Genomic DNA, 12,815 nt, shown 5'->3' on the forward strand with positions numbered 1-12,815 from the left:
CGATGTCTTTCGCAACCCGCGCCGACCGGGAGGAGATCGAGGCGGAGGCCTCCTGGGACGACCGCCCGCGCCCTGCGACGATGCTGCGCTTTCTGGATGACGGCGTAGCGCGGCATGGCGATCGGCCCGCGCTGACTTTCCGCCTGCTGGCCGATCCGAACAGCAAGGTCACCACCTGGGACTGGCAGACCCTGCGGACCCGCGCGGTGCAGGCGGCGAACCTGTTCCGCAGCCTTGGCATCGGCGCCGAGGATCGCGTGGCCCTGATTTTGCCCAATGCGCCGGAAACGGCGGCGGCGCTTCTGGGCGGCATGATCGCGGGGGTGGTCGTGCCCATCAACCCGCTGCTGGAGCCGGGCCAGATCGCCGCCCTGCTGCGCGAGACGGGGGCCAAGGTCGTCGTCACGCTGAAACCCTTTCCCAAGACCGACATTGCGCAGCGCGTGGCCAAGGCGCTGGTGGGGGCGCCGCAGGTGCGCACGCTGATGGAGGTGGACCTGCTGCCGCATCTGGCCGCGCCGAAATCGTGGGTAGTGGGGTTGATGCGTCCCCGCCTGCGGGTGCGGCATCGGGCGAAGGTGGTGGAGTTCGATCTGACGGCGCAGCCGACCGACCTCACCTTTGACGACCCCGATATCGACCGCGTGGCCGCCTGTTTCCATACGGGCGGCACGACGGGGATGCCGAAACTGGCGCTGCATCGCGTGTCGGGCATGATCTATAACGGTTGGGTCGGCAGGCGGCTTTTGTTCACGGCGGAGGATGTGATTCTGCTGCCGTTGCCGCTGTTTCATGTGTTCGCGGCCTATCCCGCGCTGATGTCGGCCATCGCGTCGGGCGCGCATGTGGTGATGCCCACGCCCGCCGGATATCGCGGGGCGGGGGTGTTCGATGCCCTGTGGCGGTGGGTGGAGGCGCACCGGGCGACCTATCTTTTCGCGGTGCCGACGGCGCTGTCGGTGCTGATGCAGAAGAAGGTCGATGCCGACATTTCCAGCCTGCGGGTGGTGTTTTCCGGCTCCGCCCCGCTGCCCGCCGAACTGTTCCACCGCTTCAAGAAGGTCGCGGGGGTGGAGATCATCGAAGGCTATGGCCTGACCGAGTCGACCTGCCTGATCGCCGCCAACCCGCCGGACGGGGAAAAGAAGGTGGGGTCGGTCGGCCTTCCCATGCCCTATACCGAGGTGCGGGTGGACACGGGGCGGGAGATCCATGTCCGTGGTCCGGGAACGGGCGGTGCGTGGCTGGCCACCGGCGATCTGGGGCGGCTGGACGGCGACGGGTATCTGTTCATCACGGGGCGGGCGAAGGATCTGATCATTCGGGGCGGTCACAACATCGACCCCGCCGATATCGAGGAGGCGTTGATGGCCCATCCCGCCGTGGCCATGGCGGGGGCCATCGGCCAGCCCGACGCCCATGCGGGCGAAGTGCCCTGCGCCTATGTCGAATTGGTGGCGGGAGGGCGGACGAGCGGCGTGGCCCTGCGCGCCTTCGCCAGGGATCGGATCGGCGAACGTGCGGCGCTGCCCCGCCATATCGAGATCGTGGACGAATTGCCGAAAACGGCGGTGGGCAAGGTGTTCAAGCCCGAATTGCGCCGACGCGCGATCACCCGGGTTCTGGACGCGGCACTGGACGGCACGGGATCGTCCGTCGCGCGGGTGGAGGAGGATGCCGACCGCGGTCTGGTGGCCCGCATTTCCCCCGGCACGGACCGCGCCCGGGCGGCGGAGGTGCTGGACACCTTCACCGTCGCCTGGGCCTGGGACGAATCAGGTCGCTGATCCGCCGATCGTCAGCCCACCGATCATCAGCGTGGGCTGCCCCACGCCCACCGGCACCCATTGGCCCGCCTTGCCGCAATTGCCGATGCCGGGGTCCAGCGCCATGTCGTTGCCGATGGCGCGGATGTGCTGCAGCGCCGTCGCCCCGTCACCGATCAGCGTGGCGCCCTTGATCGGTTCCTGCACCTGACCGTTTCGGACGCGGTAGGCTTCGGTGCAGGAAAAGACGAACTTGCCATTGGTGATGTCCACCTGTCCGCCGCCGAACCCCACGGCATAGATGCCGTCCTTCAGGTCCGACAGGATCGCGGCAGGATCGGCGTCGCCGCCCGTCATGTAGGTGTTGGTCATGCGCGGCATGGGAATATGGGCATAGCTTTCGCGCCGCCCGTTGCCGGTCGGCTCCACCCCCATCAGGCGGGCGTTCTGGCGATCCTGCATGTAACCGACAAGGATCCCGTCCTCGATCAGCACGTTGCGGGCGGACGGCGTCCCTTCGTCGTCGATGGTGAGAGAGCCGCGGCGGTCGGGCAGGGTGCCGTCGTCCAGAACGGTCACGCCGGGGGCGGCGACGCGTTGCCCCAGAAGCCCCGCGAAGGCAGAGGTTTTCTTGCGGTTGAAATCCCCCTCCAGCCCGTGGCCCACCGCCTCGTGCAGCAGGATGCCCGGCCAGCCGGGGCCAAGAACCACGTCCATCGTCGCCGCCGGGGCGGGCACCGCGTCGAGGTTCAGGACGGCGATCCGCACCGCCTCGCGCACCAGCGGCTGCCAGTGGTCGGGATCCATCAGCGAGATCAGGCCATGACGCCCACCGCGCCCCATCCCGCCGGATTCCCGCTGGCCGTTCCGTTCGACGATGACCGAAATGTTGATGCGGGCCATCGGGCGGGCGTCGGTCAGGCGCAGGCCTTCGGGGCGGAGGATCTCCACCTCCTGCCGACTGGCCGACAGTGATGCGGATACCTGCACCACGCGCGGATCAAGCGCGCGGGCGTAGGCGTCGATCTCGCGCAGCAGGTCCACCTTGGCGGCGAAGGCCGCGTCGGTGATGGGGTTGATGTTGTGATACAGATGCCGGTTCGTCCCCTTGGGCGGCGGGGCCATCGTGCCGCCGCCCGACCCCACCGCCAGACGGGCGGTGTCGGCGGCGCGAAGAAGCGCCGCCTCGGACACCTCGGTCGAATGGGCATAGCCCGCCACCTCGCCCCGGACGGCGCGCAGGCCGAACCCTTCGACCGCGTCATAGCTTGCGGATTTGAGGCGACCGTCGTCCAGAACCAGGCTTTCGGACCGCGTGCGCTCCAGAAACAGCTCTCCGTCATCGGCGCCGGCCACCGCATCGCGCAGGATGGTCAGCGCGCGGCCTTCGTCCAGACGGGTCTCGAACGGGCGGAAGGGGCTGTTTGGCATGGTCATCCTCGGCTCTGGTCAGGGCGGTCGTTGCGCCTTAATATGGGCAGGACGTGGCGTTGAACAATGCGTATCCGCGCCCCCCTTGGGCGTTATGTCCAGTTGCGATACGGGCCGCGCCGGTCCAGAAGCCAGCATTCCCGCGTGCGAGGAGGAGCCAGCCATGAGCGATATCCGCAGTTTCGAAGGGTCCGGCACCGCCGGGGCGGGCGACTATCTCGCGCTGTTGAAGCCGCGGGTGATGTCGCTTGTCGTGTTCACGGCGATGGTCGGCCTGCTGGTGGCGCCCGAAGGGGTGCATCCGGTGGTGGCCTTGGCCTCGATCCTGTTCATCGCCTTGGGCGGCGGGGCGTCGGGCGCGCTGAACATGTGGTGGGATGCCGATATCGACGCGGTGATGTCCCGCACGCAGAACCGCCCCATCCCCGCCGGGCGGGTGACGGCGGGCGAGGCGCTTTGGTTCGGGCTGGCGCTGTCGGTCATTTCGGTGGTGCTGCTGGGGCTGACGGCGAACTGGTTTTCTAGCGCGTTTCTGGCGTTCACCATCTTCTTCTATGTCGTGATCTATTCGATGTGGCTGAAGCGGACGACGCCGCAGAACATCGTCATCGGCGGGGCGGCGGGGGCGTTCCCCCCCATGATCGGCTGGGCCGTGGCGACGGGCGGCGTGTCGGTTGAAAGCGTGCTGATGTTCGCCATCGTCTTCATGTGGACGCCGCCGCATTTCTGGGCGCTGGCGCTGTTCATGAAGGCCGATTACCACAAGGCGGGCGTGCCGATGCTGACGGTGACGCATGGGCGCCGCGCCACGCGGGCGCATGTGCTGGTCTATACCCTGCTGCTGGCGCCGGTGGCGATCGGGGCGGCCTTCACCTCCATCGGGGGGCCGATCTATCTGGCGGTGGCGGTGGTGGCGAATGCGATCTTCATCGCGGGCGGCTGGCGCATCTGGCGGCGGGACGAGGTGGTGGCCGAGGCGGATGGCTACAAGGTGGAGAAGAAGGTCTTCGCCTTCTCGCTCCTCTATCTGTTCGTGCATTTCGGCGCGTTTCTGGCCGAAGCCGCGCTGCGCCCCTGGGGCCTTGGCGGCTGGTGATGGGGCGCAACCGGGGGCTGGCCCTGACCTTGGGGCTGTTCGTGATCCTGATCTTTGCCATATCGGTGGCCAAGATCGGCTGATGCGCTTGCCGTTTCCGCCGGGGCCCGTAATGTGGCGCGGGTTCGGGGGTGGAATGGCGTTTTTCGGAATGAAGCGATATGGGATGGCCCTGCTGGCGGCGGGGGTCGTGGGGGCCGTCGTCCTGACCGGTATGGGCGCGCGCGACCTGTATCTGGCCCCGCGCGAGGCGGCGCGGCAGGCGGCGGCGATGCGGGCCGTGGACGCGGTGCCGGAGGCGATGCCCACCGACCCGGTGGAGGCGCAGGACGCTTATCGCGCGGTGCGGGTGCACGGTATGCTGCTGCCGGACCCTGTGACCCGGCCCGTCGATCACCCCGAAATGGGGCCGGGGCTGCGCGTTTTTCAGGTGCTGGAGACGCCGGAGGGCCGCATCACGCTGGACCGGGGCTTTTTGTATGACGCCTGGGCGCAGGACCCCCTGACCGCGACCGAGGTGGAGGTGAACGGCACCCTGGTCTGGCGGGACGCGGAGGTGGCGCGCGATCTGGGGGCCGCATTGCCGATCCTTGTGGCGACGACGCCCACCGGCGATGGGATCGTGCCGATGCCCGCCCGCGCCCCCGCGCCCCCCCTGCGCCGCCCGTGGATGTGGTTCGGCCTGGCCCTTGCATGGGTGGGGATGACATGGAGGGCAACGTCGCGTATCAAGCGGCGTGGCGAAGGAAATGTGACGCAATGAAATATATCTCGACCCGTGGTGCGGCCCCCGCTCTGACCTTCGATCAGGCGATGATGACGGGCCTTGCGCGCGATGGCGGCCTGTATCTGCCCGAAACCATCCCGACGCTGAGCGAGGGGGAAATTTCGGCGCTGGCAGGCCTTCCCTATGAGGAGGTGGTGTTCCGCGTCATCCGCCCGTTCACCGGGGATGCCTTTGCCGACGACGAATTGAAGGGTCTGATCGCCAAGGCCTATGCCGGGTTCAACCACACCGCCCGCGCGCCGCTGGTGCAGCTGGATGCGAACCATTTCCTGCTGGAACTGTTCCACGGGCCCACGCTGGCCTTCAAGGACTTCGCCATGCAGTTGATCGGCCAGCTGATGCAGGCCGCGTTGGCGAAATCGGGGGAACGGATCACCATCGTGGGCGCGACCTCGGGCGATACCGGGTCGGCGGCGATCGAGGCGTTCAAGGGGCTGGAGAATGTGGATGTCATCATCCTGTTCCCGCATGGCCGCGTGTCCGAGGTGCAGCGCCGCCAGATGACCACCCCGCAGGAGCCGAACGTCCATGCTCTGGCGGTGGATGGGGATTTCGACACCTGTCAGGCCCGCCTGAAGGACATGTTCAACGATTTCGCCTTCCGGGACGAGGTGCGCCTGGCGGGTGTGAACTCGATCAACTGGGCGCGGGTTCTGGCGCAGGTGGTCTATTACTTCACGGCGGCGACGGCCCTTGGCGCGCCCGCGCGCGAGGTGAGCTTTGCCGTGCCCACCGGCAATTTCGGTGACATCTTTGCGGGTTACATCGCGCGCCGGATGGGCCTGCCGATCAAGACGCTGGTAGTGGCCACGAACCAGAACGACATCCTGCACCGCGCGCTGACCACCGGCGAATACCGGCCCGATGGCGTCGTGCCCTCGATCAGCCCGTCGATGGACATTCAGGTGTCGTCGAATTTCGAACGGGCGTTGTTCTATGCCTATGACGGCGATGGTGCGGCGGTGGCGCAGGTGATGGAAGAGCTGAAATCCGGCGGCTTCCGCATCAGCCAGGGTGCCCTTGAGGCGCTGCGCGACACCTTCGCCTCGGGCCGCGTGTCCGAGGAGGAGACGGCCGCCACCATCCGCGACATGCTGGCCGAAACGGGCGAATTGCTGTGCCCGCATTCCGCCGTGGGTGTGGCTGTGGCCAAGGCCCATCTGGGGCCCGAGCCGATGATCACGCTGGCGACCGCGCATCCGGCAAAGTTCCCCGACGCGGTGGAGGCGGCGACGGGCCAACGCCCGGAACTGCCGCCGCATATGGCAGGGCTGTTCACGCGCGGCGAGCGTGTGACGCGGGTGGGGAACGATCTGGCGGCGTTGCAGGCCGTGATCCGCGAAAGGATCGCGCGTTGACCATTCGTCTGACGACCCTGCCGAACGGGTTTCGCATCGTGACCGAACACATGCCGGGGCTGAAATCCGCCTCGGTCGGGGTGTGGGTGACCGCGGGCGGGCGGCATGAACGGGCCGACCAGAACGGCATCGCCCATTTTCTGGAGCATATGGCCTTCAAGGGCACCAAGACCCGCAGCGCGCTGCGCATCGCCGAGGAAATCGAGGATGTGGGCGGGTATATCAACGCCTATACCAGCCGCGAGATGACCGCCTATTACGCGCGGGTGCTGGAAAACGACGTGCCTCTGGCGCTGGACGTGATTTCGGACATCCTGCTGAACCCCGTGTTCGACCCGCGCGAGATCGAGGTGGAGCGGGGGGTGATTTTGCAGGAGATCGGGCAGACACTGGACACGCCCGACGACATCATCTTCGACTGGCTGCACGAGGTGTCCTATCCCGACCAGCCGTTCGGGCGCACGATCCTTGGCCCGGAGGCGCGGGTGGCGGCGTTCACGCGCGACGATCTGCGCCGCTTCGTGGGCGAGCATTACGGGCCCGCGCAGATGATCCTGTCGGCGGCGGGCGGGATCGACCACGACGCCATCGTGGCGCAGGCGACGGATCTGTTCGGCGGCCTGCCCCCCGCGACGGCGCCGGTGGCCCCCGCGGCGACCTTCATCGGTGGCGAGCGGCGGGAGCGCAAGAAGCTGGAGCAGGCGCATTTCGCCCTGTCCTTCGAGGGGCCGGGATATCGGTCCGACGACATGTTCGCGGCGCAGGTCTATGCCATGGCGATGGGGGGCGGCATGTCCTCCCGCCTGTTCCAGAAGATCCGCGAGGAGCGGGGGCTGTGCTATACCATCTTTGCGCAGGCCGGGGCCTATGAGGATACGGGGCAGGTCACGATCTACTCCGGCACCTCGGCCAGCGATATCGGCGATCTGGCCACGATCACGGTGGACGAGTTGAAGCGGGCGGCCGACGACATGACCGAGGCCGAGGTGGCGCGGGCGCGGGCGCAGATGAAGGCGGGAATGCTGATGGGGCTGGAAAGCCCGTCGTCGCGCGCGGAACGCATCGCCCGCTTGTTGGCCATCTGGGGCCGCGTGCCGGATGTGGAGGAAGCCGTGGCCAAGGTGGATGCGGTGGGGGTCGAGGATGTGCGGCGGTATGGCGCGGATCTGTTGACGGCCCCGTCGGCACTGGCGCTTTACGGTCAGGTGGCGGCGGCGCCGGGTCTGGACGACATCCGGCGGAGGCTGGTCGTCTGATGCTGGGCCTGCGGCGTGGGGTGCGGATCGAGACCGAGCGCCTGACGCTGCGGCTGCCGCAGGCCGCCGATTACGCCGCATGGGCCGGATTGCGCCAGCAAAGCGCCGAGTTTCTGAAACCGTGGGATCCGGTCTGGTCCGCCGATCATCTGACGCGACGTGCGTTCACCCATCGGGTGTCGTGGTCGGCACGATCGGCAGGCGACGGTTCGGCGCTACCGCTGGTCCTGATCCGGCGCAGCGATGGCGCGCTGGTGGGGGCGATCACGCTGGACAACGTGCGGCGGGGGCCCGCGCAAGCCGGCACGCTGGGATATTGGGTGGGCCAGCCGTTCGCCCGCCACGGATACATGCGCGAGGCGATTCTGGGCCTGACGCACTACGCCTTCACCGCCTTGGACCTGAGCCGCCTTGAAGCGGCCTGCCTGCCGGAGAACGTCGCCTCGCGCGGGGTTCTGGAAAAGTGCGGGTTCAAATATGAGGGGGTGGCACAAAGCTATCTTCAGATCGCGGGGCGGTGGCGGAACCACGTCCTCTATGCCAACCTGCGCAACGACCGGCGGGGGCGAACGGGGGTAGGGGCATGAGCTTGCGCGATGCGGACGGGGCGTTTTTGGACGATCTGGCCGGTCGGTTGCCGCCGGATACGGTGCAGAGCGCCGAAGATCGCCATCTGACCGAACCGCGCGGCCGGTTCCGGGGCGAGCCGACCGCCGTGGCCATGCCGCGCACCGTGGCCGAAACGTCCGCGATCATCGCCGCCTGTCAGGCGGGCCGTGTGCCGGTCGTCCCGATCGGTGGCAGCACGGGACTGGTCGGGGGGCAGGTCATGCGGGGGGCACGTCCGCTGCTCGTGTCCACCGAGCGGATGGGCGCGGTGCGCGGGGTGTATGCCGCCGAAAGCACGCTGGTGGCCGAAGGGGGTGCGATTCTGGCCACCGTGCAGGCGGCGGCCGAGGAGGCGGACCGCCTGTTTCCCCTGTCCTTGGGATCGGAAGGGTCGGCGCGGATCGGGGGATTGCTGGCGACGAATGCGGGCGGGGTGAACGTTCTGCGCTATGGCGTGGCGCGGGAATTGTGTCTGGGGATCGAGGCAGTACTGCCCGATGGATCGGTGTTGAACGGGCTGCGGCGGTTGCGCAAGGACAACACCGGCTATGATCTGCGCAATCTGCTGATCGGGGCCGAGGGGACGTTGGGACTCATCACCGCCGCCAGCCTGCGGCTGTTCCCGCGGCCCGCGCGGACGGGAACGGCGTTTCTGGTTGTGCCGGACCCAGAAGCGGCGTTGCGCTTGCTGGGCCTGGCGCAAGCGCGCCTGCCGGGGATGATCGACGCGTTCGAACTGATCGCGCGGCAGAGCTTCGTATTTCTGGCAGACGCCTTTCCCGACATGCGCCGGCCCTTTGCCGATCCGCCGGACTGGGCGGTTCTGATCGAACTGGGCCTTCCCGCCTCGCTGGACGGGGGGGCAGAGCTGGAGGCGCTGTTTGAGGCGGGGATGGCGGCGGGGCTGGCCTTGGACGGTGTGATCGCCGCGTCCGAAACGCAACGGCGGCAATTCTGGCATCTGCGCGAATCGATCCATCACGCGAATGTCCATGTCGGCGCGATCGCGAGCCATGACATCGCGCTTCCCCTGTCCTCCGTTCCCGAATTCCTTCGCCGGGCGGCGGAGGGTCTGGCGCGGTTCGATATTCGCGTGAACTGCTTCGGGCATCTGGGGGACGGCAATCTGCACTACAACCTGTTCCCAGCCGTGGGGCGCAGGAAGGGCGATTATCCAGACGCGGCGGAGATGACGGGAATCGTCCACGATCTGGTGCATGATCTGGATGGGTCGTTCAGCGCCGAACATGGGGTGGGGCGGCTCAAGGTGGGGGAACTGGAACGCTATGGCGATCCGGCCCGGCTGGCGGCGATGCGCGCGATCAAGGCGGCCTTGGATCCGAACGGGATCATGAACCCCGGCGCGGTTCTTCGGATATGAAAAGGCCGCCCCGAGGGGCGGCCTTTCTGTCTCAGATCTCGTCCAGCGCGTCGATGGACTTTTGCAAATCCTCTTTCGACACTTCTTTGTCGGTGACCTTGGCACCGGCAACGATGTGATCGACGACCTTGTCTTCGAAGATCGGGGCGCGCAGTTGCTGTTGCATCTGCGGGTTCTTCTGCACGAATTCGAAGAACTGACGCTCCTGACCCGGGTATTGACGGGCCTGGTTCAGCACGGCCTGGGTCATTTCCTGATCCGTCACCTGCACGTCGGCCTTGCGACCGATCTCGGCCAGCAGCAGACCCAGGCGCACGCGGCGTTCGGCCAGCTTGCGGTGTTCGTCCGTGGCTTCGATGTTGCCGTGGTTGTGGTCGTGAACCTCAGGGTTCTCTTCGTGCCACAGCTGGTGTGCGATCTGGCCGGCTTCGGCCTCCAGCAGGCTGGGCGGCAGGTCGAAGCTGACCAGAGCGTCCAGCTGGTCCAGAAGCGCGCGCTTCATGACCGCGCGGGATGCGCCCTTGTATTCGGCCTCAAGACGTTCGGCGATCTGGGATTTCAGACCGGCCAGATCCTCGGCGCCGAATTTCTTGGCCAACTCGTCGTCCAGCTCGGCCTCTTTCGGGGCCTTGACCGCCTTGACCTTGCATTCGAACACGGCGTCCTTGCCGGCGAGGTGCTTTGCGCCGTATTCGGCGGGGAAGGTCACCTTGACCTCGACCTCGTCATCGACCTTGGCACCCGTCAGCTGCTCTTCGAAGCCGGGGATGAACGAGCCGGAGCCCAGAACCAGCGGATAGTCTTCCGCGGTGCCGCCCTCGAACACTTCGCCGTCGACCGAGCCCTTGAAGTCGATCGTGACCTGATCGCCGTCCTTGGCCTTCGTGCCTTTCTTGCGATCGGCGAAGGTCTGCGACGTGGCGGCGAGGTTTTTCAGCGCCTCATCGACCGACGCGTCGTCGGCCTTGACGACCAGACGCTCCAGCGTGACGGAGGAGGTGTCGACCTCGGGGATCTCGGGCAGGGTCTCGTAGGTCATCTCGACCACGACGTCCTGACCTTCCTTCCACTCTTCCCCGTTTGTCATCTTGACGTCGGGCTGCATGGCGGGACGGTCGCCCGTCTTTTCGAAGTGATCCTTCATCGCGCCGTCGATGGCGTCCTGCATCGCGTCGCCCAGGAGGCGCGGGCCGAACTGCTTTTTCAGCATCGCCAGCGGGACCTTGCCCTTGCGGAAGCCCTTCATCTCGATCTCGGGCTGCGACTCGAGCAGTTTTTCCTGCACCTTGGCATCCAGATCCGCCGCCGGAACGGTGATGGTGTAGCTGCGCTTCAAGCCTTCGTTCAAGGTCTCGGTGACCTGCATATGATCGTCCTTCTCAAACCTTTGTGGTGCGGGTGGAGGGACTTGAACCCCCACGCCTTGCGGCGCCAGAACCTAAATCTGGTGCGTCTACCAATTTCGCCACACCCGCAAACCGGCAGGCCGCCCGGAAGGCGGCCCACTGCTCCGGGGCGTTCTAGCAAAGCCGAAAGGGGGATGCGAGAGGAAAAGCGTCAAGGAATGTGCGTGGCGAGTGTTCGGGGGATCAGGTCTGGCAGATCCTCGGCGATCAGGCCGGGGCCGAAGGCGCGCGCGGCGTCCACATGCAGGCAGGCGGCCTGTTCGGCGGCGTCGTGCGGAGACAGGCCGCGCGCCAGAAGCCCGACAATCAGGCCCGCCAGAACATCACCCGCACCCGCCGTCGCCAACCACGGCGCCGCGCGGTCGTAGCTGGCATGGGCGAGGGTGGTTTGGCCCTCGGGGGTGGCGATGATGGTGTCATGGCCTTTGAGCAGGATGGTGCAGCCCGCGCGGGCCGCGGCGTCGCGGACACGGTCGGGTTTGGCGCGCAGGTCCGTCTTTTGCGCAAGGTCGGGGAACAGGCGGGCGAACTCCCCCTCATGCGGGGTCAGGACGCAGCGGTCGTGGAGCGGGGTCGGCATGTGCGCGATGTGGGTCAGGGCGTCGGCGTCCAGTACCGTGGCCCGCCGCGCGGCGAGGGCGGTCGGAACCAGTGCGGCCGCGCGGTCCGCCCCAAGGCCGGGGCCGAGGCAGAGGGCGTTGATGCGATGGTCCTCCAGCCATCCTGTCACGTCCTGGGGGTGGTCGACCAGGTGCAACATGATCGCGTTCAGATGGGCCGCGTTTTCGGCCAAGGCGTCCTGCGGCGGGGCGAGGGTCACGAGACCTGCGCCGATCCGCAACGCCGCGCGGGCGGCCATGCGGGCGGCGCCGCCTTGGCCCGGAGGACCGCCAAGGATCACCGCGTGGCCATGGTCGTATTTATGCCCCCGCACCTTGGTCAACAGCTCGGGGCGGGGTCTGGCCAGATGCACGGCGCGGGGGCATTGCGGGAGATCCAGCGGGGCGATCCGCAACGCGCCGCAGGTGGCCGGACCGTCGGCCAGATAATGGCCCAGTTTCGCGGTGTGCAGCGCGATGGTGAGGTCGGCCGTCCACGCGCCGGGGGCGGCCTGTCCGGTGTCAGGGTTCAGGCCCGAGGGAAGGTCGATGGCGATGCGGAATGCGTTTGGCGGGGCGGGAATCCCCGCCATCCTTGCGCCTCCTGTGCCGAAAAGGGCGTCGATGACGACCTCAACCTCGACGGGGTGGGTCAGGGGATGGACGGGGCCGGTCCAGCGGTCCCGCATGATCCGCGCGGTGGGATGGCGCGGCGGGGCGAGGGCCAGGACGGTGACGGGCCAGCCTTGGGCCGCCAGGTGGCGGGCGATGACGTATCCGTCCCCGCCATTTCCGCCCGGACCGCACAGGATCGCTGTATGAGGAGGGCGGTCGCCCCATGCCGGGTTGAGAGAGGCGATGATCCGGGCGGCGGCGGCCCCCGCCTCCTCCATCAGGCGGGCAGGCGTGGTCGTCTGGGCGGCGAAAGCGGTCCGCTCGATGCCTGTCATTTGGGCAGATGTCAGAACTTGGCAGGCGGGGGAGGAGGTTCGGTTCATAACGTGCCCATAAAATAGACTGAATGCCGTAATAATATGCGTGACTGTCGCGAAATTGCGCTTCTTTTCTATGCAGGTTGCGGAGCCGATTGTTCCCCGCGCGCAGAAATGGTCACTAACATGGAAAC

10 protein-coding genes and 1 tRNA gene are annotated in these 12,815 nt (G+C 67.3%); 7 read left to right on the forward strand and 4 right to left on the reverse strand.

The genetic code is table 11. From position 1 onward, the window contains the following. Positions 1-2 precede the first annotated feature (2 nt). A complete protein-coding gene (locus MU449_RS05385; RefSeq protein WP_244736976.1) occupies positions 3-1,787 on the forward strand; it encodes an AMP-binding protein in 1,785 nt (594 codons plus the stop codon). Here MU449_RS05385 and tldD read toward each other — a convergent pair. Then, positions 1,776-3,197, reverse strand: a complete 1,422-nt coding sequence (gene tldD, locus MU449_RS05390) for a metalloprotease TldD (RefSeq protein WP_244736977.1) — start codon at positions 3,195-3,197, stop codon at positions 1,776-1,778. The two genes, MU449_RS05385 and tldD, sit on opposite strands and share 12 nt — an antisense overlap. 163 nt (positions 3,198-3,360) lie before the next feature. On the opposite strand from tldD, the gene cyoE reads away from it, so the two are divergent. The 6 genes from cyoE (at position 3,361) to MU449_RS05420 (ending at position 9,684) form a co-directional block, all read left to right on the forward strand. Beyond that, positions 3,361-4,293: a heme o synthase gene (cyoE, locus tag MU449_RS05395; protein WP_244736978.1), complete on the forward strand. Its 933-nt coding sequence runs from the start codon at positions 3,361-3,363 to the stop codon at positions 4,291-4,293. A gap of 151 nt (positions 4,294-4,444) precedes the next feature. After that, positions 4,445-5,056: an SURF1 family cytochrome oxidase biogenesis protein gene (locus tag MU449_RS05400; RefSeq protein WP_244736979.1), complete on the forward strand. Its 612-nt coding sequence runs from the start codon at positions 4,445-4,447 to the stop codon at positions 5,054-5,056. Further along, positions 5,053-6,438, forward strand: a complete 1,386-nt coding sequence (gene thrC / locus MU449_RS05405) for a threonine synthase (protein WP_244736980.1) — start codon at positions 5,053-5,055, stop codon at positions 6,436-6,438. The genes MU449_RS05400 and thrC overlap by 4 nt, the downstream gene beginning before the upstream one ends. After that, on the forward strand, positions 6,435-7,694 hold the full coding sequence (locus tag MU449_RS05410) for a M16 family metallopeptidase (protein ID WP_244736981.1): 1,260 nt from the start codon (positions 6,435-6,437) through the stop codon (positions 7,692-7,694). The genes thrC and MU449_RS05410 overlap by 4 nt, the downstream gene beginning before the upstream one ends. Next, on the forward strand, positions 7,694-8,281 hold the full coding sequence (locus tag MU449_RS05415; protein WP_244736982.1) for a GNAT family N-acetyltransferase: 588 nt from the start codon (positions 7,694-7,696) through the stop codon (positions 8,279-8,281). The genes MU449_RS05410 and MU449_RS05415 overlap by 1 nt, the downstream gene beginning before the upstream one ends. Further along, a complete protein-coding gene (locus MU449_RS05420; protein ID WP_244736983.1) occupies positions 8,278-9,684 on the forward strand; it encodes an FAD-binding oxidoreductase in 1,407 nt (468 codons plus the stop codon). The genes MU449_RS05415 and MU449_RS05420 overlap by 4 nt, the downstream gene beginning before the upstream one ends. Positions 9,685-9,715: 31 nt before the next feature. Here the strand turns inward: MU449_RS05420 and tig are convergent, their stop codons facing one another. From tig to MU449_RS05435, 3 genes are all read right to left on the reverse strand, one after another. Beyond that, positions 9,716-11,050 (reverse strand): trigger factor, encoded by a 1,335-nt coding sequence (gene tig, locus MU449_RS05425; RefSeq protein WP_244736984.1) that lies wholly within the window; start codon positions 11,048-11,050, stop codon positions 9,716-9,718. 24 nt (positions 11,051-11,074) lie between these two features. Beyond that, positions 11,075-11,159, reverse strand: a tRNA-Leu gene (locus tag MU449_RS05430). An 82-nt stretch (positions 11,160-11,241) separates the two neighbouring features. Further along, positions 11,242-12,639: an NAD(P)H-hydrate dehydratase gene (locus tag MU449_RS05435; RefSeq protein WP_244736985.1), complete on the reverse strand. Its 1,398-nt coding sequence runs from the start codon at positions 12,637-12,639 to the stop codon at positions 11,242-11,244. Positions 12,640-12,815 lie beyond the last annotated feature (176 nt).

Origin of the sequence: Falsirhodobacter halotolerans, assembly GCF_022899245.1 — a bacterium.
Lineage (GTDB): Bacteria > Pseudomonadota > Alphaproteobacteria > Rhodobacterales > Rhodobacteraceae > Falsirhodobacter > Falsirhodobacter halotolerans.

What these genes read in the sequence shown, in the direction of transcription:
- MU449_RS05385 (WP_244736976.1), top strand. Translation starts at nt 3, where the DNA reads ATGTCTTTCGCAACCCGCGCCGACCGGGAGGAGATCGAGGCGGAGGCC.
- tldD (WP_244736977.1), bottom strand. Translation starts at nt 3,197, where the DNA reads ATGCCAAACAGCCCCTTCCGCCCGTTCGAGACCCGTCTGGACGAAGGC.
- cyoE (WP_244736978.1), top strand. Translation starts at nt 3,361, where the DNA reads ATGAGCGATATCCGCAGTTTCGAAGGGTCCGGCACCGCCGGGGCGGGC.
- MU449_RS05400 (WP_244736979.1), top strand. Translation starts at nt 4,445, where the DNA reads ATGAAGCGATATGGGATGGCCCTGCTGGCGGCGGGGGTCGTGGGGGCC.
- thrC (WP_244736980.1), top strand. Translation starts at nt 5,053, where the DNA reads ATGAAATATATCTCGACCCGTGGTGCGGCCCCCGCTCTGACCTTCGAT.
- MU449_RS05415 (WP_244736982.1), top strand. Translation starts at nt 7,694, where the DNA reads ATGCTGGGCCTGCGGCGTGGGGTGCGGATCGAGACCGAGCGCCTGACG.
- MU449_RS05420 (WP_244736983.1), top strand. Translation starts at nt 8,278, where the DNA reads ATGAGCTTGCGCGATGCGGACGGGGCGTTTTTGGACGATCTGGCCGGT.
- tig (WP_244736984.1), bottom strand. Translation starts at nt 11,050, where the DNA reads ATGCAGGTCACCGAGACCTTGAACGAAGGCTTGAAGCGCAGCTACACC.
- MU449_RS05435 (WP_244736985.1), bottom strand. Translation starts at nt 12,639, where the DNA reads ATGACAGGCATCGAGCGGACCGCTTTCGCCGCCCAGACGACCACGCCT.